The sequence below is a fragment of the Paraburkholderia edwinii genome (assembly GCF_019428685.1).
In the GTDB taxonomy this organism is placed as follows: Bacteria; Pseudomonadota; Gammaproteobacteria; order Burkholderiales; family Burkholderiaceae; genus Paraburkholderia; species Paraburkholderia edwinii.
The window spans coordinates 3,265,234-3,291,529 of the sequence record NZ_CP080096.1 but is presented as its reverse complement, the minus strand read 5'-3'; the positions used below and the strand labels follow the sequence as shown (position 1 = coordinate 3,291,529).

Annotated in this window: 24 protein-coding genes; 10 read left to right on the top strand and 14 right to left on the bottom strand. The window is 63.9% G+C overall.

Annotated elements, in window-relative coordinates; all coding sequences use genetic code 11:
• Positions 1 to 89: 89 nt before the first annotated feature.
• The 4 genes from KZJ38_RS36020 to KZJ38_RS36005 form a co-directional block, all read right to left on the bottom strand.
• Entirely contained in the window at positions 90 to 794 is a 705-nt protein-coding gene (locus KZJ38_RS36020; RefSeq protein ID WP_219801763.1) for an ATP-binding cassette domain-containing protein, read from the bottom strand.
• Between the two features lie 257 nt (positions 795 to 1,051).
• Positions 1,052 to 1,726, bottom strand: coding sequence for a molybdate ABC transporter permease subunit (modB, locus tag KZJ38_RS36015; RefSeq protein ID WP_219801762.1), 675 nt, complete (start codon positions 1,724 to 1,726; stop codon positions 1,052 to 1,054).
• A 102-nt stretch (positions 1,727 to 1,828) separates the two neighbouring features.
• On the bottom strand, positions 1,829 to 2,653 hold the full coding sequence (gene modA, locus KZJ38_RS36010) for a molybdate ABC transporter substrate-binding protein (RefSeq protein WP_219801761.1): 825 nt from the start codon (positions 2,651 to 2,653) through the stop codon (positions 1,829 to 1,831).
• Between the two features lie 123 nt (positions 2,654 to 2,776).
• The gene (locus KZJ38_RS36005; protein WP_343223870.1) at positions 2,777 to 3,604 is read right to left on the bottom strand and encodes a phosphatase PAP2 family protein; all 828 of its coding nucleotides are present in this window, start codon (positions 3,602 to 3,604) and stop codon (positions 2,777 to 2,779) included.
• Between the two features lie 320 nt (positions 3,605 to 3,924).
• Between KZJ38_RS36005 and KZJ38_RS36000 the strand changes: the two genes are divergently transcribed.
• Positions 3,925 to 5,103: an extracellular catalytic domain type 1 short-chain-length polyhydroxyalkanoate depolymerase gene (locus KZJ38_RS36000; RefSeq protein WP_219801760.1), complete on the top strand. Its 1,179-nt coding sequence runs from the start codon at positions 3,925 to 3,927 to the stop codon at positions 5,101 to 5,103.
• Positions 5,104 to 5,193: 90 nt separating this feature from the next.
• Positions 5,194 to 5,370, top strand: coding sequence for a DUF3563 family protein (locus tag KZJ38_RS35995; protein ID WP_219801759.1), 177 nt, complete (start codon positions 5,194 to 5,196; stop codon positions 5,368 to 5,370).
• An 86-nt stretch (positions 5,371 to 5,456) separates the two neighbouring features.
• On the opposite strand, the gene KZJ38_RS35990 is transcribed toward KZJ38_RS35995, so the two are convergent.
• The 5 genes from KZJ38_RS35990 to KZJ38_RS35970 form a co-directional block, all read right to left on the bottom strand.
• Positions 5,457 to 6,974, bottom strand: coding sequence for a cryptochrome/photolyase family protein (locus tag KZJ38_RS35990; RefSeq protein ID WP_219801758.1), 1,518 nt, complete (start codon positions 6,972 to 6,974; stop codon positions 5,457 to 5,459).
• A 263-nt stretch (positions 6,975 to 7,237) separates the two neighbouring features.
• The gene (locus tag KZJ38_RS35985) at positions 7,238 to 7,693 is read right to left on the bottom strand and encodes a MarR family winged helix-turn-helix transcriptional regulator (protein WP_219801757.1); all 456 of its coding nucleotides are present in this window, start codon (positions 7,691 to 7,693) and stop codon (positions 7,238 to 7,240) included.
• A 155-nt stretch (positions 7,694 to 7,848) separates the two neighbouring features.
• Positions 7,849 to 8,646, bottom strand: coding sequence for a BPSS1780 family membrane protein (locus tag KZJ38_RS35980; RefSeq protein WP_219801756.1), 798 nt, complete (start codon positions 8,644 to 8,646; stop codon positions 7,849 to 7,851).
• Complete coding sequence (locus KZJ38_RS35975) at positions 8,637 to 9,632, bottom strand: homoserine kinase (protein WP_219801755.1); 996 nt, start codon at positions 9,630 to 9,632, stop codon at positions 8,637 to 8,639. The genes KZJ38_RS35980 and KZJ38_RS35975 overlap by 10 nt, the downstream gene beginning before the upstream one ends.
• Positions 9,633 to 9,818: 186 nt before the next feature.
• Positions 9,819 to 10,229: a hypothetical protein gene (locus KZJ38_RS35970; RefSeq protein ID WP_219801754.1), complete on the bottom strand. Its 411-nt coding sequence runs from the start codon at positions 10,227 to 10,229 to the stop codon at positions 9,819 to 9,821.
• Between the two features lie 187 nt (positions 10,230 to 10,416).
• Between KZJ38_RS35970 and KZJ38_RS35965 the strand changes: the two genes are divergently transcribed.
• A complete protein-coding gene (locus KZJ38_RS35965) occupies positions 10,417 to 11,943 on the top strand; it encodes an AMP nucleosidase (protein WP_219801753.1) in 1,527 nt (508 codons plus the stop codon).
• Here the strand turns inward: KZJ38_RS35965 and KZJ38_RS35960 are convergent.
• Positions 11,937 to 12,473 (bottom strand): chromate transporter, encoded by a 537-nt coding sequence (locus KZJ38_RS35960; RefSeq protein ID WP_219801752.1) that lies wholly within the window; start codon positions 12,471 to 12,473, stop codon positions 11,937 to 11,939. The two genes, KZJ38_RS35965 and KZJ38_RS35960, sit on opposite strands and share 7 nt — an antisense overlap.
• Positions 12,470 to 13,168 (bottom strand): chromate transporter, encoded by a 699-nt coding sequence (locus KZJ38_RS35955; protein ID WP_219801751.1) that lies wholly within the window; start codon positions 13,166 to 13,168, stop codon positions 12,470 to 12,472. The genes KZJ38_RS35960 and KZJ38_RS35955 overlap by 4 nt, the downstream gene beginning before the upstream one ends.
• Before the next feature lie 112 nt (positions 13,169 to 13,280).
• On the opposite strand from KZJ38_RS35955, the gene KZJ38_RS35950 reads away from it, so the two are divergent.
• A complete protein-coding gene (locus KZJ38_RS35950; RefSeq protein WP_219801750.1) occupies positions 13,281 to 14,171 on the top strand; it encodes a transcriptional regulator GcvA in 891 nt (296 codons plus the stop codon).
• A 63-nt stretch (positions 14,172 to 14,234) separates the two neighbouring features.
• On the opposite strand, the gene KZJ38_RS35945 is transcribed toward KZJ38_RS35950, so the two are convergent.
• Positions 14,235 to 14,978, bottom strand: coding sequence for an LOG family protein (locus KZJ38_RS35945; protein ID WP_219801749.1), 744 nt, complete (start codon positions 14,976 to 14,978; stop codon positions 14,235 to 14,237).
• A 154-nt stretch (positions 14,979 to 15,132) separates the two neighbouring features.
• On the opposite strand from KZJ38_RS35945, the gene polA reads away from it, so the two are divergent.
• From polA to KZJ38_RS35930, 3 genes are all read left to right on the top strand, one after another.
• Positions 15,133 to 17,793, top strand: a complete 2,661-nt coding sequence (polA, locus tag KZJ38_RS35940) for a DNA polymerase I (RefSeq protein WP_343223909.1) — start codon at positions 15,133 to 15,135, stop codon at positions 17,791 to 17,793.
• Positions 17,794 to 17,856: 63 nt separating this feature from the next.
• Positions 17,857 to 19,281 carry an NAD(P)/FAD-dependent oxidoreductase gene (locus KZJ38_RS35935; RefSeq protein ID WP_219801747.1) on the top strand — a complete coding sequence of 475 codons (1,425 nt, stop codon included), beginning with the start codon at positions 17,857 to 17,859 and terminating at the stop codon, positions 19,279 to 19,281.
• Positions 19,282 to 19,616: 335 nt separating this feature from the next.
• Complete coding sequence (locus KZJ38_RS35930; RefSeq protein WP_219801746.1) at positions 19,617 to 20,486, top strand: dienelactone hydrolase family protein; 870 nt, start codon at positions 19,617 to 19,619, stop codon at positions 20,484 to 20,486.
• An 85-nt stretch (positions 20,487 to 20,571) separates the two neighbouring features.
• Here the strand turns inward: KZJ38_RS35930 and KZJ38_RS35925 are convergent, their stop codons facing one another.
• Together KZJ38_RS35925 and KZJ38_RS35920 are read right to left on the bottom strand one after the other, a co-directional pair.
• Positions 20,572 to 21,453, bottom strand: coding sequence for a sulfurtransferase (locus KZJ38_RS35925; RefSeq protein ID WP_219801745.1), 882 nt, complete (start codon positions 21,451 to 21,453; stop codon positions 20,572 to 20,574).
• A gap of 179 nt (positions 21,454 to 21,632) precedes the next feature.
• Entirely contained in the window at positions 21,633 to 22,739 is a 1,107-nt protein-coding gene (locus KZJ38_RS35920; RefSeq protein WP_219801744.1) for an aromatic ring-hydroxylating oxygenase subunit alpha, read from the bottom strand.
• 308 nt (positions 22,740 to 23,047) lie between these two features.
• On the opposite strand from KZJ38_RS35920, the gene KZJ38_RS35915 reads away from it, so the two are divergent.
• The 3 genes from KZJ38_RS35915 to dxs all read left to right on the top strand — a co-directional run bounded on the left by KZJ38_RS35915 (position 23,048) and on the right by dxs (position 26,237).
• Entirely contained in the window at positions 23,048 to 23,344 is a 297-nt protein-coding gene (locus KZJ38_RS35915) for an exodeoxyribonuclease VII small subunit (protein ID WP_075159066.1), read from the top strand.
• Positions 23,341 to 24,225, top strand: coding sequence for a polyprenyl synthetase family protein (locus KZJ38_RS35910; RefSeq protein WP_219801743.1), 885 nt, complete (start codon positions 23,341 to 23,343; stop codon positions 24,223 to 24,225). Before KZJ38_RS35915 ends, KZJ38_RS35910 begins: the two co-directional genes overlap by 4 nt.
• Positions 24,226 to 24,326: 101 nt before the next feature.
• A complete protein-coding gene (gene dxs, locus KZJ38_RS35905) occupies positions 24,327 to 26,237 on the top strand; it encodes a 1-deoxy-D-xylulose-5-phosphate synthase (RefSeq protein WP_219801742.1) in 1,911 nt (636 codons plus the stop codon).
• The last annotated feature ends 59 nt before the right edge of the window (positions 26,238 to 26,296 follow it).

The following is a 26,296-nucleotide window of genomic DNA, read 5'->3' as shown; positions in this document are numbered from 1 at the left end:
GTCGATGTGGCGCGCGCAGGCGCGGCGTCGCGTCGCGGATGGCGAGTCGAAACGCGCCGCCGTTCTGCGCCTCGCGTGGCTTGCTCGCGTTACGTCACGCTGCGCGCGAATCCTGGAAACGGCTGCGGCTCCTTGCGCACGCCGCCATCGTAAATCTGCACGACCTGATCGCCAAAAAACGCGACATCGTCGGGGTCGTGCGTGATCAGCAGCGTTGGAATGTCGAGGCGCGTCTGCAGGTCCGATAGCTCGCGGCGCATCCGTTCGCGCAGCGGACCGTCGAGCGCCGAGAACGGTTCGTCGAGCAGCAGCAGCCGCGGCTTCGCAACGAGCGCGCGAGCGAGCGCGACACGCTGCTTCTGTCCGCCCGACAGTTGCGCCGGATGATTACCCGCGACGCTGCGCAAATCGAGCGCGTCGAGCCAGTAGTCGAGTTCAGCGTGCGCGACGCGCCGACGCGGATTCATCCAGCCGCCGTGCAGCCCGAACGCGATGTTCTGCCGCACGTTCAGATGCGGAAACAGCGCATAGTCCTGAAACAGATACGCGAGCTTGCGCGTCTGCGGCGTCTGATCGATGCCGCGCGCGCTGTCGAACAGCGTGTCGCCGTTCAGCGCGATCGTGCCTTCGTCGGGGCGCAGCAGGCCCGCGATCGCCTGCAGCGTCAGACTCTTGCCCGCACCGGACGGGCCGAACAGCACGACCCGCGGCGACGTCGTCGTGAACGACACGTCGAGCGTGAAGCGGCGCTCGGCGCTCGTCAGGGTTTTGCGGATGTCGACGGTGAGCGGCATGGCGAAAGTTGCGAAAGTTGCAAAGGTTGCGGTAAGCGGCGGTTGGCGGTTAAACGATCAGCGGTCGGTGGTCAGTGGTCAGTGGTCAGTGGTCAGTGGTCGGTGGTCGGTGGTCGGTGGTTGGCGTTAGGCGTTAGGCGTTAGGCGTTCGGCAAACGGTATTCGGCGATTGGCAATCAGCAAGCAGCAAGCAAACAGCGATCAAGCGCGAGCGAACAGCGGTCCATCATCAGCGCGATGTCATCAGCGCGACGTCATCAGCGCGACGTCATCAGCGAATGTTGCGGCACGAGGCGGCCCGCGAGCAGCAGAATCACGACGCAGGTGACCGACGTGACTAGCACCAGAACGTTCGCGGTGTGATCGTCGCCGGCCTGGACTGCGGCGTAGACCGCGACCGATAAAGTCTGCGTACGGCCCGGCAGATTGCCGGCAATCATCAGCGTCGCGCCGAATTCGCCGAGCGCGCGGGCAAACGCGAGCAGCGTGCCCGCGAGAATGCCGCGCATCGCAAGCGGCAAGGTCACGCGAAAGAAGATCGCCGTTTCGTTGACGCCGAGCGTGCGCGCGGCGCGTTCGAGTTGCGGGTCGACCGATTCGAATGCCGCGCGCGCCGACTTCAGCACCAGCGGAAACGCGACGACCATCGACGCGATCACCGCGCCTTGCCACGTGAACACCAGCTGGATGCCGAGCCGGTCGAGCCACGCGCCGAACATGCCGCGGCGGCCGAGCAGCACGAGCAGGTAGTAGCCGAGCACGGTCGGCGGCATCACGAGCGGCAGCGTCAGCAGCGAATCGACCACGTCGCGCGCGCCCGAGCGCCAGCGCGACAGGCCGAGACCCGCGGCCACGCCAATTACGAAGTTGAGCGCGGTCGCCCAGCCGGCTACTTTCAGCGACAGCAGCAACGGGATCCACGCGTGTTCCATGACTATTCAGGCGATCCGGTGAGCGTTCTACGTTTCGTTCAATGTGTGGCGGGCGGCGCGTGAAGCACGAGGCTCACGCGCGCCGATTTCGGCGATCTGGTCTCAACGCGCCGGCGCGGGCTTGAACCCATATTTCGCCAGCACCGCTTGCCCCGCCGGCGACAGCACGAAGGCGATAAACGACTGCGCGTCCGCCGCATGACGGCTGCCTTCGACCTGCGCGATAGGATACGTGATCGGCGCTTGCGTCGGCACCGTCAAGGCAACCTTGACCTTTTCCGGCATGATCGCCGCATCGGTGCCGAACACGAAGCCCGCATCGACTTCGCCGCGCGACACATAGTCGAGACTTTGCCGCACATTGGTTGCGAGCACACCTTTCGCGCTGACCGCGTCCCATACGCCGGCCGATTTCAGCGCGCCTTCCGTGTAGCGGCCGACCGGCACGGAAGCGGGGTCGCCGTACGCGACGCGCTTTACGTTCGCCGCAGTCAGTTCGTTGAGCGACGCGGGCGCGAAGCGACTGTCGGTCGGCACGATCAGCACCAGCGAGTTCGCCGCGAAATCCTTGCGCGTGGCGGGCACGATCACTTTCTCCGCGGCGGCTTTGTCCATTGCCTTCTGGTCCGCCGACGCGAACACGTCGGCGGGCGCGCCGTTCACGATCTGCTGCATCAGTACGTCGGATGCGCCGAAATTGAATAGCAGCCTGGTGCCCGGATGCTGCTGCTCGAACGCGTCGCCGACTGCCTTGAACGCATTCGTCAGACTGGCGGCGGCGGACACGATCAGATCGTCGGCGCGCGCCTGCGCGCTGAACGTCAGTGCAAAGGCGGTTGCGGCGAGTGCGTGGGCGAACAGGCGGAAAAGCGGTCGGAAAAGCGGGCGGGAAAGCGGTCGGGAAAGCGGGCGAGAGAGCGGTCTCATGAGCGGGTGTCGAGGCGTCGAGATATCGGATAGGAAAAAAGAAAGCGAAATGAAGCGCTATCGTAATATATCCGAGGTTATAACGGTCGATATTTCAAGCGGCTCGCATCGTCAGCATCAATCTCAACAAGGGAAAGCGGGGACCGCTGTCGCGTCAGCGCGTCGGGCCGACGGGCCGTCCGCTCGCGCGATATCGAAGCACGCGCTCTGGCGCACGCTTGCATCGAGACAGCGGCCGACCTGGACCGACCGCGCCTCGCGTGGCGCCAACGCATCACGTGCGCGCGACAGCGGCGCAGCGATCGCGTGACTGTGGTCGCGCGCGGCCTTCCAGCGCGCGCGGACGAATGGCCGTGGATGGCCTGAGATCTTCAGCGCGGCACGCTCGACCCAGCGGTGCGTGGGAATATGAATATTGTGGAACGCGGCCACGAGCACGACGAGGCTCATCATGACCGGCAAGATGGACAGCCGGTTCCGGCTTTGCGTCGTATGCCACGCAAGGCGGATAAAGACGAGCGCGATCACGGCGCCCATCGCGCAGCCGACGGCCGCTTCCGACGGCGAATGCGCTTCGACGACGATGCGCGAGAAGCTGATCGCAATGCCGACGCAGAACCCCGCGGCGATGCCGGCCACGCGGATGGCCGGTCGTGCCGGCAGCAGGATCAGGAAAGACGCGACCGGATAGATCGCAGTCGACATCATCGCGTGGCCGCTTACGCCCGTGAAATCCCAGTCGCGCACGCCGATGCCCCAGCCGAGGAACGCGAGCTTCGTCACGAGCACGATCGATCCGGCGCCGGCAATCAGCGCGATCCAGCCGAGCGCGAGACGCGACGAATACCCGACCGCGAGCCAGAGCGCGATCGCCACGGTCAGCGGCAGCGTCACGCTGGCGCCGCCGCAGCTACTCGTCACGTACCAGAAATGGAGCGGCAGGTCGGGCATGGTAAAAATACAACAGGCATCGAATGAATAGGGCCGAACGGAAGCTGGCTGCGGTGCGCCAACCGGGAAGTGATCGTGTAGCACCGCCCGCGGCGCGCGTATTTTATAAGTATAAAAATGCGGAATCGCCCGGTATGTGCGGCGCCCGGCCGGTTTGGGAACCCGTGGTGCGCGTGCCCCGGATGGCTTCGCCGCGTTCACGCCTGTTAACGGATCAGGCACCTGTTCGGTCGACAGCATCGCAGCAGGATTGATGTTATTGTGCAACGCACAAGAGCCCTCATCTGCAGGCAGACACCGATCCTTTTTGCGAGGTATGCATGGCAAAAAGTCTGACAAAAATATGGCTCGGCGGCCTGAAACGATTGATCGCCATCCAGAAAGAGCATGCGCATGCGACGGCGAAGCGGACGTCGACTCGACCCGTGCGACCCGCCACGGCACGGCCTCCGGTCAAGGTGCGCAAGGCAGTGGCGCGCGACGCCCAGCATCCGGGCAAGCGCGAATCGCGCGTGCGTCCGCGCGCGGCAGCGTGGGCGAGCGGCACGTGGACGCGCTCGTTCCACTCAGCGCCAGCCGCGCCGGGCCGGCTCGTGAATCACCTGCAGTACGGGCTTTATCTGCCCGCGGGCAAGCCGCAGCGCGGCGCGCCGCTTGTGGTGATGCTGCACGGCTGCAAGCAGACCATCGACGAATTCGCGGAAGGCACGCGCATGAACCTGCTCGCCGACCGCTTCGGCTTCGCAGTCGTCTATCCGGAGCAGTCGAAACATACGCACGCGCATCGCTGCTGGCATTGGTATGACGATTCGGATAATGCGGGCGGGGCGGAGGCGTTAGCCGTTGTATCGCTCGTCGATGCGCTGGTCGCCGAGCACGGCTTCGACCCGGAACGGGTGTACGTGGCGGGCCTGTCGGCCGGCGCCGGTCTCGCGTCGCTGCTCGCGATGCGTTATCCGGAGCGGTTCGCGGCCGTTGCGCTGCATTCAGGCCCGGCGTTCGGCGAAGCGCATTCCGGTATCACGGCGATGGACGTGATGCGCCGCGGTGCGCGCCAGGACCCGGTCACGCTTGTGGATCGCGCCGCCGACGTCGATGCGCATCCGGGCATGCCCGCGATCATCATGCAGGGCGAGCTCGACCCCGTGGTGGCGCCGGTCAATGCTGATCAGCTGGCCACGCAGTTTCTGCGGCTCAACGGCCTCGTCGACGCGAGTGGCGCCCGCAAGGCCGGCGATACGAAGGAGGATCGTAAAGCGACCGTGGTGACGCGCGACTATGTGCGCGGCGGGCGGCGCGTCGTGCGCGTGTGCCGCGTGCAGGGGCTCGGCCACGCATGGAGCGGCGGCGACGACGCGGTGCCGTTTCATTCGTCGAAAGGGCCCGATGCGAGTGGCCTGATATGGGAATTTTTCAGATATCAGCGCCGCAGCGTGGCGCCGGAAGTGGCCGGCGATCGGCCGCGCCCGGCCAACGGCCGCTATTACGGTTCTCCTTAAAGAAAAGCTGGCGCTGCTTCAGGGTTTTCCCTATAATGCGGCAACAACTAAGGGTTATCCCTTAGCTTCACACTTACTAGGGGTCGAACCATGTACCTGCTGAGCCGCCTTTTCCTGTTCCTGACGAAATCCGCTGACGAAGTCGCACGAGAGCGCCAGGACGCTTATCTGTCGGAAGCGATCGATCTGTACGATCTCGAATTCCGTATGCGCAAGCTCGATCGCGAAGCGCAACGCCGTCAACCGGCGTGGATGGGCCAGCAATAAGCGTTGCTTGAGCGTTGGCGCGTGGTGGGCGTGCGATGGCCGGCCGGAGCCAAATGGTCGGCTGATTGGCTAATCCCGCCTCGCGCTTAGCGCTGCTGCGGCCGTACTCTTCCAAAGCGCTCGAGCGTCAGCTTCCGCGCTTCCGCATGATCGACAATCGGCCGCGGATAGTTTTCCCCGAGCACCACACCCCATTCCGCCAGCTGCTCGTCGCTCGCCAGCCACGGCGCGTGTATCCATTTCGGCGGCACCTTCTCCAGTTGCGGCAAATAGCGCTTGATAAAGCGCCCCTGCGGGTCGAACTGCTCCGATTGCGTGACCGGATTGAAGATGCGGAACCACGGCTGCGCGTCGCACCCCGTCGACGCTGCCCATTGCCAATTCCCGTTGTTTGCCGAGAAGTCGAAGTCGTTCAGCTGCTCGGCAAAGTACTGCTCGCCGAGATGCCAGTCGAGCCCCAGGTCCTTGACGAGAAAGCTCGCGGTGACCATGCGTAGCCGGTTATGCATATAGCCGGTCGTGTTGATCTGCAGCATCGCCGCGTCGACAAGCGGATAGCCGGTGCGCGCTTCGCGCCACGCGGCGAACGCAGCGTCGGCTTCGTGGCCGCGCTCCCAGCGCAGCTCGTCGAACTCGGGCTTGAACGGCGCGCCGCTCGCGACCTGCGGGTGATGCGCAAGAATCATGAAATAGAAGTCTCGCCAGATCAGCTCGTTCAGCCACGTGGCCGCGCCCGCTCCGTCGGGCTGCAGCGACAGGTCGTTGGCGAGCCGCACCAGCGTGCGAATCGAGACGGTGCCGAAGCGCTGATGGACGGACAGGTAGCTCGGCCCGGCGACGCCCGGGAAGTTGCGACGGTCCGCGTAGCTGTCGATGCGCGTCAGGAAATCTTCGAGTAACTGCTGTGCGCCGCTCATGCCGGGCGGCAGCTTCAGGTCCGCGAGATTGCTTCGCTCGAAGCCCAACTGCTCGAGCGACGGCATGCCGTGGTCGAGTTCCGCCGGCGGTTTCGCCAGGCTCTTCGCGTAGCGTTCGACCGGATACGGTTTGAGGTCGAACGGCGTCAGTTTCTTGAGCCATGCGTTGCGATACGGCGTGAAGACCGTGAACGGCTTGCGCTGGCCGTTCAGCACTTCGTCCCGTTCGAAGATCGCCTGATCCTTGAACGTGAGCAGTTCGCGTTGCGCATCGCGCAGGCGGTCCCCAATTGCTTCATCGCGCTCGATTGCCGACGGCTCGTAATCGTGATTGGTAAATACAGCATCGATCTTCAGACGATCGGCGAGTGTCGGGATGACATCGCGCGGGTCGCCGTGCTCGACGATCAGCCCGCCGCCGCCGTCGCGCAGCGACTTATCCAGTTCGGCGACGCTTGCGACGATGAAATCGATGCGCCGGTCGCGCGGCCTGTGCTTCGGGTTCTGTTTGCGCGAGCGGTCGATCAGCGGCTGCAGGATCGTCGTGTCGAAGACGAATACGCACCAGACCTGCCGGCAATGCTTGAGCGCGTAGTAGAGCGCGGCGTTGTCGCCGGTGCGCAGGTCGCGGCGAAACCAGACAAGGCCGTGGTCGAAGGAAGCGTCGAGTTGCCGCGGTTCGGTCATCGTGATGGGATCGGGCGATAGAGGTTGGGAGCCGGCGAGGCGAGGCGATGGCGCCGGTTTTCGTCGGATGGCCGGGTCCACGTCTTCGGTTGGGTGGACGCAAGAAAAGCGCCTGCTCGTGTTGTGCCGGGGCGATGTTGCGTGGTGTTGCGTGGCGTTCGGAAGTGGCTACGCTGCAGGCAATACTTTCGTCACTGCCCCCTCCTGCAAGGCCGGGCCACGGTGGTTCGATCGCCCACCGCCTCGAAAACACGAAAAGCGCGCTATCCGCGCTCGAGATGTTCGTTCAGTGTGCCGCGCAACTGCGCAAGGTCGTCGCGCAAGCGAAACAGGAATTCACGCGCCTGGCCCGTCGCGCCGAAGATTTCAGTAGGCACGTCGCGCGCCGCGCGCTTGAGCGAGGTGCCGGCTTTTGTCAGGCGGATAAACACGAGCCGCTCGTCGTCGGTGCCGCGCGTACGCTCGACGTAACCTTGCGCTTCGAGGCGCTTGAGTAGCGGCGTGATGGTCGCGGAATCGAGATTGAGGCGCGCCGCGATATCTTTGACCGTCACGTCGTCGCCTTCCCACAGTACGAGCATCGCAAGATATTGCGGATAGGTGAGACCGAGCCTGTCGAGCAGCGGCTTATAGGCTTTCGTCATCGCAAGCGATGCTGAATACAGCGCGAAACAGAGCTGCGTGTCGAGCGTAAGCGGTAAAAGCGGGCGCTGGGTCATGATGCGTCTCGGCGAAGAGTGCAAGAGAGCGCGCGAATCGATCGCGTGCAAATCATTGTGCCGCAATCGGGCGACGCCGGCGAGCCGGGCCGCCCCGAATCACGCCACCCTAGTCACGCCACCCGAATCACGCCACCCGAATCACGCCACCCGAATCACGCCACCGGCGGCGCCGGCTGTTCGGGTCCCTGGACGCCGAAGCAGCCGCGATAAGTCGCATAGAACGAGCAATAGAGCATTGTCGTGACGATGATCGACGCCGGCATCAGCACGATCAGCGCAAGGTCGCCGGCGCCGAGCGCCTGCAGCAGCGTGGACAGTCCGAGCGACACGGTGATCGCCACCGCAAACCACAGCGCGCCGTACACGACGAACGCCCCGCGGTTGCGCCAGCAGCTGATGATGCTGAAGAACATCGCCTTCACCGGCGGCACGTCGTGCCACGCGGCGAGGATCGGCGAGAACCAGAACAGCATCGCGACGGGCACATAGAAAGCGAGTGCGGTGAGAATGGCGAGCGGCAGGTTGCTGGTCGCGAGCGTTTCCTGCTGCATGGCTTCGCCGTTCACCATGAGCCGCAGCAGTATGCCACCGTCCGCGAGCGCGGAGCCCGCGAGCACGAGCGCCATCGCGACGATATAGAGGCATCCCAACAGCAGCAGGCGCCGCGCGACCGTCGAGCCATACGAACGGAAGCCATCCACAAGAATGGTCGGGAACACGGGCTTGCCGGCGATCGTATCGCGGCACGCGGCCATAAAGCCGACCGCGATGCCCGGAATCAGCGCGAGCGGCAACACGCCGCCGATCACGGGGATCAGCGAAATCAGCGTCATCGCGAGCAGGTACGCGAAGAACAGCGTCAGGAACGCGAGCGGGTTCTTGCGGAACAGCCAGATGCCCTGCCGGAACCATACATAGCCGGTCTTCGCGGGAACTTCGATCAGTTGCATGAGGTGTGAATGCCAGGGAGTGCGACGCCTTTCAGGCGTTCGCGGAGAATGCGCTCGAAATGGCCGGGGTCGTGCGGTTTCAGCAACTCGGCCGCGCGCGGCATATGGAAATCATACAGGCGCGAGACCCAGAAACGGTACGCCCCCGCACGCAGCATATCGCCCCAGTGGCGATTTTCCTCGGGTGTGAACGGACGCACTGTCTGATATGCACGCAGCAACGCTTCAACACGCGCGTCGTCGAGGCGCCCGGTCGGCAGATCGACGCACCAGTCGTTGACGGTGACCGCGACGTCGAAGAGCCACTTGTCGCAACCCGCGAAGTAGAAATCGAAGAAGCCGCCGAGCCGCACCTCGTGCCCGGTGCCGGGCGCTGCGTGCGCGAACAGCGCGTTGTCGCGAAAGAGGTCGCAGTGGCACGGCCCGCCGGGCATCGCCGCATAGTCGGCCGATGCGAAGAACGCGTGCTGATGCGCGAGCTCTTCGGTCAGGAGCGCGCGCTGTGCATCGTCGACGAACGGCAACAGCGTGGGCACCGTCTCTTCCCACCAGGCGAGGCTGCGCAGATTCGGTTGATGATGCGCGAAGTCGCGGCCGGCGAGATGCATGCGCGCGAGCATCTGCCCGACCTCGACGCAATGCTCGACGCCGGGCGCCAGTTCCGGCGCGCCTTCGAGCTTCGTGACGACGGCCGCGGGCTTGCCATGCAGCATGCCGAACAGCGCGCCGTCGTCGCGCGGCACCGGGTCCGGCACCGGCACGCGATGCGCGGCGAGATGCCGCATCAGGTCGAGATAGAACGGCAACTGGCGATCGGTCAGCTTCTCGAAGATGGTCAGGACGTATTCGCCACGCGTGGTGGTCAGAAAGAAGTTGCTGTTTTCAATGCCGGACGTGATACCGCGAAATTCGACGACGTCGCCGAGGTCATAGTGGCGCAGCCATTGCGCGAGTTGGGCTTCGGTAACAGCAGTGAAGACGGCCATGCGGAAAACATCGATCGGGTTGGTGGGCTGGCGTGGTTGGGTCGCCAGTCGGGTGAGGGTGACGAATAGGGTTTCAGCTTACAGGTGCGGGGTGACGCGAATTACGCGCGGTGCTTGCAACGGCAGGCCCGGTTCATCCGGGCCGCGAGCGTCGTGTGCACCGCGAGCACCGCGTGCATCGTTCGTTCAGTACTTGATGTTGAAGGACGGCAGGCGGTTGGTCGGATGCGAGCTTTCATACACTTGCGGCGAGGTGTCGACCGGCGCGGTCATCTGGTAGCGCGTGCCGAAGTTCGAACGCACGTCGATTTCGACAGGCTTGCCGCGGTCGCGGTATTCGGTGATCTCGGTGCCGTTGCTGCTGCGTTCGTAGAAGCTCGGCGTGCGCGGCACGTTGATATCCACCTTCGAGCTGACTTCCGCCGCCGGACGGTTGATTGCGGCCAGATCCGGCAGGCCCGCCCTCTCGTTCGCGGACATCGGGGCGGTGGCCTGTTGCTGCGCGGGCGGCTGCTGGTCGGCAGCGGCGGGCTGCGCGAGCGCGGCCCCTGACACGGCGAAGGCCAGTGCGAGGGCAGCGGGAAGGAGCGGCTTCATGATGATTCTCCGAGAGGGTGACGCGATTCTAGCAAATCCGGTGCGGCCGACGGCCGCCTACGCCTTATTTTGCGCCGCTTTCGACGAATGTGCGCGGCGCGTTGGCGGGCCCGCATTGCCGACGTGGCGGCCGGTCAGCCTGCGTGGGTTCCGTGGTAATGTGAGCCCATCAACCGAGGCACGTGAAATGAACTATGAGACCAATCAGCGCCTGGTAGAGACACCGGCCAGCGCGTACAAGACCGAGGCGTTTGACGATGCCACCGCGGCTGTCACGCATCTTTCCGCGATCTATGAATCGAACACGTCGTTCCTGCGCGATGCGTTCGCTCGCTATCGGCGCAACGAGCCCTTCCAGCGCCGTGTGCGCGCGTGCTACCCGTTCGTGCGTGTGCGTACCGAAGTCAACACGCACATCGACTCGCGCCGTTCGTATGGATTTGTCGCCGGCCCGGGCGTATTTGAAACTACCGTGACACGGCCCGACCTGTTCGGCAATTACTATCGCGAACAATTGCGGCTGCTGGCGAAGAACCATCATGTCGCGATCGAGGTCGGCGTGTCGGACCAGGCCATTCCGATTCACTTCGCGTTTGCCGAGGGCATTCACCTCGAAGGCGATCTCGACCGCGACCGTCTCTTCATGATGCGCGACGTGTTCGACACGCCGGACCTCGCGCTGCTCGACGACCGGATCGTCAACGGCACGTATGAACCGATGCCGGGCGAACCGCATCCGCTGGCGCTCTTTACCGCGGCGCGCGTCGACTTCTCGCTGCATCGGCTGCGGCACTACACGGCGACGTCGCCGACGCACTTCCAGAACTACGTGCTGTACACGAACTATCAGTTCTACATCGACGAGTTCGTGAAGCTCGGCCGTACGATGATGGCGCATACCGACGATGCGGAGCTGCGCGCGTATCGCGGCGAGTACACGTCGTTCGTCGAACCCGGCGACGTGATCACGTACAACGCGAATCTCGGCGAGCAGGAAGCCGAGGGCACGCCGCCGCCGCGGCTGCCGCAGATGCCCGCATATCACCTGAAACGCGCGGACGGCGGCGGCATCACGATGGTCAATATCGGCGTCGGGCCGTCGAATGCGAAGACCATCACCGACCATATCGCGGTGCTGCGTCCGCATGCGTGGGTCATGCTCGGCCACTGCGCGGGGCTGCGCAACACGCAGCGTCTTGGCGACTATGTGCTGGCGCACGGCTATGTGCGCGAAGATCACGTGCTCGACGACGATTTGCCGCTGTGGGTGCCGATTCCGGCGCTCGCCGAAGTGCAGGTCGCGCTCGAGCGCGCGGTCGCGCAGGTCACGCGGCTCGACGGCGCGGAGTTGAAGCGCGTGATGCGCACGGGGACGGTGGCGAGCGTCGATAACCGCAACTGGGAATTGCGCGACCATCGCGAGCCTGTGCAGCGGCTATCGCAAAGCCGCGCGATTGCGCTCGATATGGAAAGCGCGACGATTGCGGCTAATGGATTCCGCTTTCGCGTGCCCTACGGCACCTTGCTGTGCGTGTCGGATAAACCGCTGCATGGAGAACTGAAGCTGCCTGGCATGGCCGATCAGTTTTATCGCGCGCAGGTCGATCAGCATCTGCAGATCGGCGTCGCGGCGATGGAACTGTTGAGGGCCGATGGCTTGCACCGCTTGCACAGCCGGAAGTTGCGCAGCTTTGCGGAAGTGGCGTTTCAGTGAGGCAGGAAGCCTAGTCCCACCAGGCCGATCACACTTCCCGCCGCAAGCAGCCACAGCGGGTGAATGCGCGTCGTAAAAGCGAGCGCCGCGCACACTCCGGTGATATTCCATGCGAGCCACGTCGTATCCGAGGCTCGCGCAATCAGCACCGCGCTGGCCGCGACGAGCCCCGCGGTAACCGGCACGAGTCCCTTCTGCGCGATGGCGCGCCACGGCCGGTCCTTGAAGCGTTCCCACGCATGCAATGCGAGCGCCGTAACGAACGACGACGGACCGAACTTCGCGATCGACGTCACGATCACGCCGGCCCAGCCGGCCACATGCCATCCGACCAGCGTGACGACCATCATGTTCGGCCCCGGCGCCGCCTGAGCGAGCGCGAAGAGCGCGCTGAATTCGCTGGCCGGCATCCAGTGATGGACATCGACTACCTGCCGCTGCATCTCCGGCAGGATCGTATTGCCGCCGCCGAACGCAAGTAGCGATAGCTGACCGAAGATCAGGACGAGGGCGACGAGCGTGGCCGTCATCGTCCGGCTCCGTTCGCGGACTTCGCGGCCGCGAGTGCGGCAAGCGCGATGCTCAGGGGCGTGAGCACGAGCATCGTGGGCAGCAGCGGAAAGCGCAGGACCGCAATCGCCACGAAGCCGAGTGCGGCGATGCCGGCTGCAATCGGGTTGCGTCGGAGCGGCAGCAGGATTTTCGCCGCCATCGCGATCAGCAGGCCCGCCGCGGCGGCCGCGAGACCGGCGAACAGGTGCTGCACGTGCGGATCGTTCTGCGTGTGCTCGTAAAGCACGCCAAGCGCAATCACCACCAGCGACGGTCCGGCGATCAGACCGAGCAGCCCCGCCAGCGCGCCGCGCCAGCCGCGAAAGCGCATGCCGATCGCAACCGCCAGGTTGATCACGTTGCCGCCCGGCAGAAACTGGCACAGTCCCAATAGATCGGTGAATTCGGCGCCCGACAGCCAGCGGTGCCGTTCGACGACGGTGCGCCGCGCCAGCGGCAGCGCGCCGCCGAACGAGGTGAGCCCGAGGCCGAGGAAGCCTTTGAACAGATCGGCGACGGTGGGCACGGCATCCGCGGCGAAATCGCTATCGGGCAACGCGCTGGTTTTCGAGGCGGATGACGGCGCCGATGATTTCGCGGCCTCGGACGGCGTTGCGGGCGCCCCGGACGTCCCCGACGCCGCCGGCCCGGAAGAAGAGGAGTGTTGATTCATTTTGCGGTCGCCCGTTGGTACAGGCTTCGGAGGTTAGCGCTGTTCGCGAGCAATACCAAACGATTTTTACGCCGCTTGCTTGTGACTTAAACTCACAAGCATAATCTCCGGCATGACCCGCAAGTTACCCCCGTTTCCCGCGCTACGCGCGTTCGAAGCCGCGGCGCGCCACGAAAGCTTCAGCGCCGCCGCGGACGAACTGCATGTGACGCACGGTGCAATCAGCCGCCAGGTCGCCGCGCTCGAATCGTGGGTCGGCGTGCAGGTATTCGACCGCATTGGCAAACGCGTGCGGCTTACCGACAGCGGCCGCCGTTATCTCGCGCAGGTGCGGACCGCGTTCGACAATATCGCGTCCGCTACCGACCAGTTGCGCGACACCGGTGTCGTACATGTGCTGCGCATCAATGCATTGTCGACCTTTGCGATGAAATGGCTGCTGCCGCGCTTGAGCCAGTTCCAGCGCATCGCGCCGAACGTCGAGCTTCGTCTCGCCACGTCGAATGCGCCCGTCGAATCGATCGACGGCTTCGACGTCGCGGTGCGGCGCGGGCCGGCGCACTGGCCGAATTGCGTCAGCGGCCATTTTCTCGACGAAAGCGAAGTGCCGGTCTGCAGTCCCGCGCTGCTGAAGCGCTCGCCGATTCGCGTGGCCGACGACCTGTCGCGTCACGTGCTGCTGCATTCCGATACGCGTCCCGACGCATGGCGTCAGTGGCTTGCCACTGCGGGCGTGAAAACGAAATGCCGCAAGAAGCAGTCGTTCGACCACTTCTATCTGGCGCTGCAAGCGGCTGTCGACGGCCTGGGCGTCGCGCTCGGGCCGCTGCCGATCATCGACGACGAACTCGCGTCGGGGCGTCTCGTGATGCCGCTCGAAGGGCCGCGCATTGCATTGCGCGGCTATTGGTGGGTCGCGCGGCGCGAAGTAGCCGATGCGCCGCTCGTCACGCAGTTCTGCCGCTGGCTCGAAGCGCAATCGAAACAGACGGATGCGCGCTAGCGCGCGACGGTGCCACTCGCGCGCGCGTGACAGCGCTACCGGATTCCAGCGTGGGTGACCACGTTACAGATAGAACATCCGGTCTTCGTCCGACTTCGTCGGATGCACTTCGGCCTCTTCGCGTTCTTCATAGAACGCGAGCACGGCTTCGAGCACCTGGTCCGGATCGTCGATCACCTGCATGAGCTTCATGTCTTCAGGATTGATGAGACCCATCGGCACGAGCGCATCCTGGAACCAGCCGAGCAGCCCTTTCCAGAACTCGGCGCCGACCATGATGATCGGCACGTGACGCGACTTCTTGGTCTGAATCAGCGTGAGCACTTCGGCCAGTTCGTCGAGTGTGCCGAAGCCTCCCGGCATGACGATCACTGCATCGGAATTCTTCACGAACGTGACCTTGCGCGTGAAGAAATGTCTGAAGCGCAGTGAAATATCCTGCCACTGATTGCCCGATTGTTCGTGCGGCAATTCGATGTTGAGACCGACCGACGGCGCCTTGCCCGCATGCGCACCTTTATTGGCCGCTTCCATGATGCCGGGGCCGCCGCCGGAGATAACCGCGAAGCCCGCGTCGGACAGTTTGCGTGCAATTTGCGTGGCGAGTTTGTAGTAAGGCGAATTCGGTTTCAGGCGCGCCGAACCGTAGATGCTGACGGCCGGCCGGATCTCCGACAGGTACTCGGTCGCCTCGATAAACTCTGCCATAATCGTGAACATCTGCCACGATGCGCGTGCCTTCTTGGCTGTTGCGCGCTCTTGATCTGCGAGCGAACGCAGACTCGGAATCACTTTTCTCTTAGTCATAATGCCTGAAGAACGAGATCTGGAAGCTGGGCTCAACACCGACCTGCAAGCCAAACCGGGAGCCGATGCGAAGCTTGCGCCGGGAACAGCACTGGAAGGTAAGACCCTGCTATTGGTCGACGGTTCGAGTTATCTGTACCGGGCCTATCATGCGATGCCTGATTTGCGCGGCCCGGACGGTGCACCGACGGGCGCGCTGTACGGCATCATCAACATGCTGCGCCGTATGCGCAAGGAAGTCATCGCAGAGTATAGCGCGTGCGTGTTCGACGCGAAGGGCAAGACCTTCCGCGACGACTGGTACCCGCAGTACAAGGCAAACCGCCCGTCGATGCCTGACGACCTGAGCCGCCAGATCGAGCCGATTCATGTGGCCGTGCGCGCGCTCGGCTGGCCGCTTCTGATGATCGACGGCGTCGAGGCCGACGACGTGATCGGCACGCTCGCGAAACAGGCCGAGCGGCACGGCATGAAGGTGGTCGTTTCCACCGGCGACAAAGATCTCGCGCAGCTCGTGACTGACCATGTCACCCTCATCAATACGATGACGAACGAGACGCTCGATCGCGATGGCGTGCTCGCCAAGTTCGGCGTGCCGCCCGAGCTTATCGTCGATTATCTGTCGTTGATCGGCGATACCGTCGACAACGTGCCCGGCGTCGAGAAGTGCGGCCCGAAGACAGCCGTCAAATGGCTCACGCAATTCGAAACGCTTGATGGCATCGTCGCACATGCGGCCGAGATCAAAGGTGCGGTAGGAGACAATCTGCGCCGTGCGCTCGATTTCCTGCCGATGGCGAAGAAGCTCGTGACGGTCGATACCGCATGCGATCTGAGCCAGCACATCACTTCGATCGAAGCGTCGCTTGCGTCGCGCGAAGAAGCGCGCGACGAACTGCGCGATGTGTTCACGCGGCACGGCTTCAAGACCTGGCTACGTGAAGTCGAAGCGGCGGAAGTGGTCGAAGGACCGGGCGCCGGCGAGACGCCCGCGCCGGTCATCAACGGCGTGCGCCATTACGACACCGTGCAGACGTGGGAAAAATTCGACGAGTGGCTCGCGAAGATAGAGGCCGCAGAAATTACCGCGTTCGATACCGAAACGACGTCGCTCGATCCGATGGTCGCGGAACTCGTGGGTTTCTCGGTATCGGTCGAACCGGGTCATGCGGCGTATATTCCGGTTGCGCATCGCGGGCCCGACGCGCCCGTGCAATTGCCGCGCGATGAAGTGCTTGCGAAGCTCAAACCGTGGCTCGAAAGTGCGGATCGGAAGAAGGTCGGCCAGCATCTGAAATACGATGAACAGGTGCTGGCGAACTATGGCATCACGATGGACGGCGTCGAACACGACACGCTGTTGCAGTCGTATGTGCTCGAGTCGCATCGCTCGCACGATATGGACAGCCTCGCGCTGCGTCACCTGGGACTGAAGACCATCAAGTACGAAGACGTTGCGGGCAAGGGCGTGCAACAGATCGGCTTCGACGAGGTTGCGCTGGACCAGGCCGCGGCCTATGCGGCCGAAGATGCGGACATTACGTTGCAGCTGCACCAGGCGCTCTATCCGCAGGTAAAGGCCGAAGAGGGGCTCGACTTCGTCTACGGCAAGATCGAGTTACCGACCGCGCGCGTGCTGCGCAAGATGGAACGCAATGGCGTGCTGATCGATGCAGAGAAGCTGCAGCGGCAAAGCAACGAGATTGCGGTGCGTCTGATCGAACTCGAAAAAGAGGCGTACGTGCTCGCGGAGGGCGAGTTCAATATGGGCTCGCCGAAGCAGATCGGGCAGATCTTCTTCGAGAAGCTGCAATTGCCGGTCATCAAGAAAACGCCGAGCGGCGCGCCGTCCACCGATGAAGAGGTGCTGCAGAAGCTCGCCGAAGATTATCCGCTGCCGAAGCTGCTGCTCGAGCATCGCGGCCTGTCGAAGCTGAAGTCCACGTACACGGACAAGCTGCCGCGCATGGTCAATGCGCGCACGGGCCGCGTGCATACGAATTACGCGCAGGCCGTCGCGGTAACGGGCCGGCTTGCATCGAACGATCCGAACCTGCAGAACATTCCGGTGCGTACCGGCGAGGGCCGGCGTATCCGCGAAGCGTTTATCGCGCCGCCGGGCCACAAGCTTGTATCGGCCGACTACTCGCAAATCGAACTGCGCATCATGGCGCACATTTCGGGTGACGAGTCGTTGCTGCGCTCGTTCGCGCAAGGCGAGGACATTCACCGCGCCACCGCGTCCGAAGTGTTCAGCGTGACGCCGATCGAAGTGAGTTCCGATCAGCGGCGCATTGCGAAGGTGATCAACTTCGGCTTGATTTACGGCATGAGCTCGTTTGGGCTCGCGTCGAATCTCGGCATCACGCGCGATGCGGCCAAGCTTTATATCGACCGCTATTTCGCGCGCTATCCGGGCGTCGCGCGCTATATGGACGACACGCGCGCGAGCGCAAAGGCGAAGGGCTATGTCGAGACGGTGTTCGGGCGCCGTCTGTGGCTGCCCGAGATCAACGGCGGCAACGGACCGCGCCGGCAAGCGGCCGAACGCGCCGCGATCAACGCGCCGATGCAGGGCACTGCAGCGGATCTGATCAAGCTGTCGATGATCGCCGTGCAGAATTGGCTCGACGAATCGCGCATCGGCACGCGCATGATCATGCAGGTGCACGACGAACTGATACTCGAAGTACCCGATGAAGAGCTGTCCCTGGTTCGCGAGCGGCTGCCGGAGCTGATGTGCGGCGTCGCATCGCTGAAGGTGCCGCTCGTCGCGGAAGTCGGCGCGGGCGCGAACTGGGAAGAAGCGCATTGAGGTGCATCTGCGGCTGATGCCGTAGCGACGTTCAACTCGTGGATCAGAAACCGGAGAGTCTCGATGCATCGTATCGTCGTCGTGGGTGGGGGAGCGGGTGGGCTGGAGCTGGCCACGCGTCTCGGTGACCGTTATGGGCGCGGCAAGCGCGCGGAGAACGCGAGCGTGCAGGTCACGCTGGTCGACCGTTATCCGACGCATGTGTGGAAGCCGCTGCTGCATGAGGTGGCGGCGGGCAGCCTCGATCCGTTCACGCAGGAGCTGCCCTATGCGGCGCAGGCGCGCTGGCATGGTTTCGATTTTCAGCAAGGTGAGCTGACGAAGCTCGACCGTGCGGCGAAACGCATCACGCTCTCCGCCATTGCGGACGACGACGGCGCGGAGTTGCTGCCGCAGCGCGAGATCGGATACGACACGCTCGTGATCGCGATCGGCAGCACGACGCATTTCTTCGGCGTGCAGGGCGCGAAGGAGAATTCAATTGCGCTCGATACGGTGCCGCAGGCGGAGCGCTTCCGGAAGCGGTTGATTGCGGCGTGCGTGCGCGCGGAGTACCGGACTGAGCATCTGGGTGAACAGAAGGCCGCGCAGCCGCAGGGTGAGGCGCTGGACTTCGCGCAGGCACAGGCGCAGGCCGAAGCTCAGGCTCACGCGCAAGCGGCTGCCGCACAGCCGGACGGACCGCGTATCCAGGTTGCCATCGTCGGCGGCGGCGCAACGGGCGTCGAGCTCTCGGCCGAACTGCGCAATACCGCGCACGTGCTGTCCGCGTATGGTTTGCACAAGCTCGATCCGCGCCACGATATCGGCATCGTGCTGATTGAAGCGGGCCCGCGCATCTTGCCCGCGCTGCAGGAACGTGTATCCACGGCGACCACGGAACTGCTGACGAAGCTCGGCGTGCAGGTGATGGTCGGCGAGACGGTCGCCGAAGTCGCGCCCGGTTCCGTGCGCACCGCGAGCGGCAAAACGCTGCGCGCCGATCTGACGGTCTGGGCGGCCGGCATCAAGGCGCCCGCGGTGCTCGGCGAACTCGACGGCCTGCCGGTCAACCGGCTCGGTCAACTGCTCGTGCGCCGCACGCTGCAAACCGAAATCGACGACGACATCTTTGCGCTCGGCGACTGCGCCGCGTGTCCGTGGCCCGGTAACGAGCGCAATGTCCCGCCGCGCGCACAGGCCGCGCACCAGCAGGCGAGCTTCCTGTTGAGGGTGATCGCGGACCGGCTCGCGGGACGTCCGTTGCAGGAGTTCACGTATCGCGACTTCGGCTCGCTCGTGTCGCTCGGTCATTTCAGCGCGGTCGGCAATCTGATGGGCGGCGTGATCGGCGGCAGTATGCTGATCGAAGGGCTGTTCGCGCGCTTCATGTATATGTCGCTTTACCGGTTGCATATCGCCGCGTTGCACGGCTATGCGCGCATGGTGCTCGACACGTTCGCGCACTGGCTGCATCGCACGACGTCGCCTCGCGTGAAGCTGCATTGAGTCGCTGACGTCGACTGAACGGCTCGCCGATCGGAGCTGCGGTTAGCGCGGATGCCGCGCTAACCGCGGAGACCGCGGCGAAGCATGCAAACCGGATCGAACCGCAAACCGCGGCGAACGCGGGTAACGCCGGCAATCCCGCGAACCTCGAATATTCGCTTGCTTCTGCAACAGGCTACGCAGCAGGCGTATCCTGTTGCGGTTTCGGCCGTCCGCTTATCCGTTTGTCCGTTTGTCGGCTCATCAGTCCATCGGCGCATCGCACGCCTGCCGAATGCTAGTCACCGCTGTTCAACATTGGCCGTTCAACTTTGCCGCTTATCGAGGAGCGCAGCATGCTGAAGCCTGAAATCGACAGTCTGATTCCGCACGTCCCTTTCAATCGCCGCACGTTTATCAAAGCGGCAATCGGCACCGGCTTCGCGGCTTCCGTGCTGCCGGTCTCGGCACAAACCGTCCATACCGATAGCGAAGGCCTCGAAGCAGGCGAAGTCGGCATCCATTCCGGCGACACGCTGGTGCCCGCCTATCGTGCGCAGCCGAAAGGCAAGACGCATCTGCCGGTCATCATCGTCGTGCATGAGATCTTCGGCGTGCACGAGCATATCGCCGACGTGTGCCGGCGCTTTGCGAAGGCCGGCTATCTGGCGATTGCGCCGGACCTCTACGTGCGGCAAGGCGATGCGTCTGCTTATACGAGCATGCAGCAGTTGAACGAGCAACTCGTCAGCAAGGTGCCGGACGAGCAGGTCCTGCAGGATCTCGATGCGACGTTCGCGTGGGCAGGTGAGCATGGCGGCGATCTGAACCGCGTCGGTTTGACCGGCTTTTGCTGGGGCGGGCGGATCGCGTGGCTCTATGCGGAACACAATCCACGTCTGAAGGCGGCCGTCGCGTTCTATGGCCGCGTGGTCGGCACGCCGTCAACCTTGCAGCCGTCGAATCCGATCGACCATGTAGGCGATCTGAAGGTGCCGGTGCTGGGACTATACGGTCTCCAGGACCAGAGCATCCCGCAGGACACGCTCGAGAAAATGAAAGGGCTGATCGCGCAGGGGCCGCAGCAGGCGCGCGGTTCGCAGTTCGTCGTCTATAACGATGCGGGGCATGCGTTCTTCGCCGACTATCGGCCAAGCTATCGAAAGGCCGATGCGGAAGACGCTTGGCGCCGCGTGCTTGCGTGGTTCAAGCAGCACGGCGTTTGAGTTCAGGCCAGGCGACATGCGAGCGAGCGGCGGCCGTCGCATGTCGCTTGCTTGTGTTGGACGCTAACGGCGTCCAACACAAGGCCTAAGGCTTGGCCCCCGTCGCAACCGGCCGCGCCGGGTTCGCGCTCCACTCGCTCCACGAGCCCGGATACAACGCGGCGCCGTGCAAACCGGCAATCTCCATCGCGAGCGCGTTATGGCATGCGGTTACGCCGGAACCGCATTGCAGCACGACGCGCTCCGCCGCGACGCCAGGCATCACAGCGCCGAACTCGTCGCGCAACGTATGCGCCGATTTGAAGCGGCCGTCGGCGGTCAGGTTGTCTTTGAAGAAGCGGTTCAACGCGCCGGGAATATGCCCGCCGACGCGATCGAGCGTCTCGTTCTCGCCACGGTAGCGATCGGCGGCGCGCGCATCGAGCAGCGTGCGCTCGTGCGTGTTCAGGTTGTGTTCGACGGCCTGCGCATCGACGGTCACCGCGAGCGGCTTGCCGGCCTTGAAGTCGCCGCGCGTGGCGTGCGGTACATCTTGCGTGAGCGGATGACCGGCCGCCTGCCAGGCCTGCAGTCCGCCGTCGAGCAGCGCGACCGAATCGTGCCCGAGCCAGCGTAGTAGCCACCACAAGCGCGCCGCATACATGCCGCCGTGCGCGTCATATGCGACCACTTGCTGACCTTGCTTCAACCCCCGCGCAGCAAGCGTATCGACGAGATGTTGACGATCGGGTAACGGATGACGCCCATTCGTGCCCGTCTTCGCGCCCGACAGATCGCGATCGAGATGCAGGTAATGCGCATGCGGCAAATGCCCGGCCGCATAGGCTTTCGCGCCCGCTTCGGTATCGATCAGGTCGAATCGGCAATCTGCAATAAACACGCCGTCCGGCGCCGATGCGAGACGCTCGGCGAGATTCTCAGACGAGATGAGAGTCGTGTGATGAGTGTGGGGTGTGTTCTGGGACATGACGGCTCCTCAACGCAAACGAGGCCGGGCGGTGCCGGACGATGTGCCTGTAGTCTAAACAAAAAAAGACGGGCCGAAGCCCGTCCTTTGTACATCGTTTGATTCGGTGACGCCTTAAGCGATGCTGCGACGCCGCCGCGGGCCCCTCATACGCCTGTTTGCGCTCACCAGGATCAAGCTCAGATCTTGCCCAGCTCGCGGCGCAGAAACTCGTGGAAGTGCTGCATGCCGTCTTCCATCGGGCTCTGGTAAGGACCGACCTGCGATTCGCCGCGCTCCATCAGCGCGCGGCGGCCGGCGTCCATGCGCTCGGCGATTTCGTCGTCTTCGCGAGCCGTTTCCAGATAGGCGGCGCGCTCGGCCTCGATGAAATCCCGTTCGAACAGCGCGATTTCCTCAGGGTAATAGAACTCGACGACGTTGGTGGTTTTTTGCGGTCCGCGCGGAATCAGCCACGACACGACGAGCACATGCGGGTACCACTCGATCATGATGCCCGGGTAGTACACCATCCAGATCGCGCCGAATTCGGGCGGCTTGCCGTCGCGGAAACGCAGCACTTCATCGTGCCACTTGGCGTAGGTCGGACTGCCCGCGCGCGCGAGGCCGTTATGCACGCCTACCGTTTGCACGCTGTACCAGTCGCCGAATTCCCATTTGAGGTCGTCGCAATTCACGAAGCTGCCGAGGCCCGGATGGAACGGCACGACGTGATAGTCCTCGAGATAGACCTCGATAAAGGTCTTCCAGTTGTAGTTGCACTCGTGGACTTCGACGTGATCGAACATGTAGTCCGTAAAGTCGAAGTGGTCTTTCGTGCCCAGACGTGCAAGGTCTTTCGCGACATCGCGACCGTGCGCTTCGAAGAGCAGCCCGTGCCAGTTCTGCAGCGACGTCGCGCCGAGATTCAGACAGGGGTTGTCCGCGAAATGCGGTGCGCCAAGCAGCTGGCCATTCAGATCGTACGTCCAGCGATGCAGGGGACAGACGATATTCTCCGTGCTGCCGCGGCCGTTCAGCATGATGGCCTGGCGGTGCCGGCACACGTTCGACAGCAGTTCGATGTTCGATTGCTGGTTGCGAACGAGGACGCGCCCTTCGCTTTCGCTCGGCAGGGCAAAATAGTTTCCCGTTTCGGGCACCATCAATTCGTGCCCGACGTAACGAGGACCTTTCCTGAAAAGGGTTTCGAGTTCGCGCGTAAGAAGCGCTTCGTCAAAGTAAGCCGCGACTGGCAGCTGACTATGAATAGATCGCAGCTGCAGCGCATTGCTCAGATTGGACATTCCCACTCCCGATGAAGACGTGAAAGCAGTGAACAACCCAACCATCGAAGATTCGATTTAGGGAGCCCGCGATTATACCTGTTTCCCCCTCCTTGGGGACTTTAAGTATCTGATTTGGGTCAAAATTGTCTTCGAAGTTCGCGTTTTTACCTTATCGGCGCTAGAGTTTTTTGAGGGACGAGACGCGCATTTGTGCAGTTTCTTGCATGACGTGTGCCCAATGCGCAACGGCACGGGAGCGGGTCGTGGGCTCGGAAATGTCGCTTTTGCCGTAGAATGTCCGACTTGTTTTAATTTTGCGACGATTCATGGCGAACACCGCATCTAACCAGAACGCTGATACGTCCCCCGCGGCAGAGGCCGGTGCGCCGCTGCCCGACACGTACGAAGCGGCGCTCGCGGAGCTTGAAGGGCTCGTCGGGCGCATGGAGGGCGGCAGCTTGAGTCTTGAGGAATCGCTTGCCGCGTACCGGCGCGGCGCTGCCCTCGTGGCGTTCTGCCAGCAGCAGCTCGAAAAAGTTGAACAACAGGTACGCGTGCTCGATGGCGAGACGCTCAAGCCGCTCCCCACAACCGCCGCTGATAGCGGAGACGACGATCTATGAATTTCGAACAATGGATGCGCACGGTGCTCGAGCGCGTAGAACAGGCTCTCGATCGCCACCTGCCGCCCACCACGACCGCGCCGGCCCGCCTGCATGAGGCGATGCGCTACGCGGTAATGGGCGGCGGCAAGCGGGTCCGTCCGTTGCTCTGCCATGCGGCAGGCGAGTTGACCAGCGCGCGCGCCGAATCGCTCGAGGCTGCCGCTGCCGCACTTGAAATGGTCCATGTGTACTCGCTCGTGCACGATGACATGCCGTGCATGGACGATGACGCCCTGCGCCGCGGCAAGCCGACGGTGCACGTGCAATACGATGAAGCGACGGCGCTGCTGGTCGGCGATGCGCTGCAGTCGCAGGCATTCGTCGCGCTGACTGAAGGCGGGGCGCTGGCTCCCGCACAGCAGGCAGCGCTTACGCGCGAGCTCGCACTCGCAATCGGCTCGATCGGCATGGCAGGCGGCCAGGCCATCGATCTCGCCAGCGTCGGCCACAAGCTCACGCGCGAACAGCTCGAAACGATGCACCGCATGAAGACCGGCGCATTGTTGCGCGGCGCGGTGCGCATGGGTGCGCTCGCCGGCGAAACGCCCGATGCGAACACGCTGCGCGCGCTCGACGCATACGCGGCGGCCGTGGGCCTCGCCTTCCAGGTGGTCGACGACATCCTTGACGCCACATCCGATTCGGCCACGCTCGGCAAGACCGCGGGCAAGGATGCGAAGGACGGCAAACCGACTTATGTATCGATTATCGGGCTCGACGCATCGCGCGCGCTCGCGGCGCAACTGCGCAGCGATGCACACGCGGCGCTTGCGCCCTTCGGCACGCGCGCACAGCGTCTTGCCGAGCTTGCAGACCTGGTTGTGAACCGGGTCAGTTAAAGAAGCGAAGACCAACGCGAAGCCCGCCGCCACGCTAGAGACCAGAAGGGGTAGGCGCGAATGAAGTGCGGGCGCGCAAGCTTTCCTACAATGGAACGACGATGTACGACTTGCTGAAAACCATTGACGACCCGGCCGCCCTGCGCCGCCTCGATCTCCGCCAGTTGCATTCGCTCGCCGGCGAGCTGCGTAATTTCGTGCTCGACAGCGTGTCGCAAACGGGCGGGCATCTGTCGTCCAACCTCGGTACCGTCGAACTGACGATCGCGCTGCACTACGTGTTCGATACGCCGCGCGACCGCATCGTCTGGGACGTCGGCCACCAGACCTATCCGCACAAGATCCTGACGGGCCGCCGCGACCAGATGCATTCGCTGCGTCAGCGCGGCGGCATCTCGGGCTTCCCGCGCCGCACCGAGTCCGAATACGACACGTTCGGCACCGCGCATTCGAGCACGTCGATTTCGGCCGCGCTCGGCATGGCGATCGCGAGCAAGCTGCAGCACGACGACCGCTTCTCGATCGCGGTGATCGGCGATGGCGCGATGACGGCCGGTATGGCGTTCGAAGCGATGAACAACGCCGGTGTTGCTGATGATGTGCCGCTGCTCGTCATCCTGAACGACAACGACATGTCGATCTCGCCGCCGGTCGGCGCGTTGAACCGCCACCTCGCACGCTTGATGTCCGGTCGCTTCTATGCAGCCGCGCGCGCCGGCGTCGAACGCGTGCTGCGCGTCGCGCCGCCGATGCTCGATCTCGCGCGCAAGCTCGAAGAGCACGCGAAGGGCATGATCGTGCCGGCTACGCTCTTCGAGGAGTTCGGCTTCAACTACATCGGGCCGATCGACGGCCACGATCTCGATTCGCTGATCCCGACGCTGCAGAACATCAAGGAACTGCGCGGCCCGCAATTCCTGCACGTCGTGACGAAGAAAGGCCAGGGCTACAAGCTGGCCGAAGCCGATCCGGTGCTGTACCACGGACCCGGCAAGTTCAATCCGGCCGAGGGCATCAAGCCGTCGACGGCGCCCGGCAAGAAGACCTACACGCAAGTGTTCGGTGAGTGGCTTTGCGATGCCGCTGAACTCGACGCGCGCGTGGTCGGCATCACGCCGGCGATGCGCGAAGGCTCGGGCATGGTCGAGTTCGAAAAGCGCTTCCCGGACCGCTACTACGACGTCGGCATTGCGGAACAGCATGCGGTCACGTTCGCGGGCGGCCTCGCGGCCGAAGGCATGAAGCCGGTCGTCGCGATCTACTCGACGTTCCTGCAGCGCGGCTACGACCAGCTGATTCACGACGTCGCGTTGCAGAACCTGCCGGTGGTCTTCGCGATCGACCGCGCGGGTCTAGTCGGCGCGGACGGTGCGACGCACGCGGGCGCGTACGACCTCGCGTTCCTGCGCTGCATCCCGAACATGACGGTGATGGCCGCATCGGACGAGAACGAATGCCGTCAGATGCTGTACACGGCGCTGCAACAGCCGAACCCGACGGCGGTGCGTTATCCGCGCGGCGCGGGCACGGGTGTCGCGACCGTCAAGCAGATGGCCGCGCTGCCGCTCGGCAAGGGCGAAATCCGCCGCGAAACGTCGCAGCCCGTGGGCAAGCGCATTGCGATTCTCGCGTTTGGCACGATGGTCGCACCGTCGCTTGCCGCCGCCGAGCAACTCGATGCAACCGTGGCCAACATGCGCTTCGTGAAGCCGGTCGATGCGGAGCTGATCCGCGAACTGGCGGAAACGCACGATGCGCTCGTCACGGTCGAAGAAGGCAGCGTGATGGCCGGCGCCGGCTCCGCCTGCGTCGAAGCCCTGCTGGCAAGTGGGGTTATCAAGCCCGTACTACAATTGGGCCTCCCCGATCAGTTCATCGATCACGGGGATCCGGCCAAGCTGCTTGCCGAATGTGGTCTTGACGGCGCGGGCATCGCGAAGTCGATCCGCGAACGGTTTATCGATCACGTCAGTGCGGCATCGGCCGGGAAGTCGGTGAAGCGCGTCGCCTGAGCCTGGCGGCGCATTCGCCGCGCCGCTGCGGCATTCTCCAGTATGAGTCGATGGGCCGC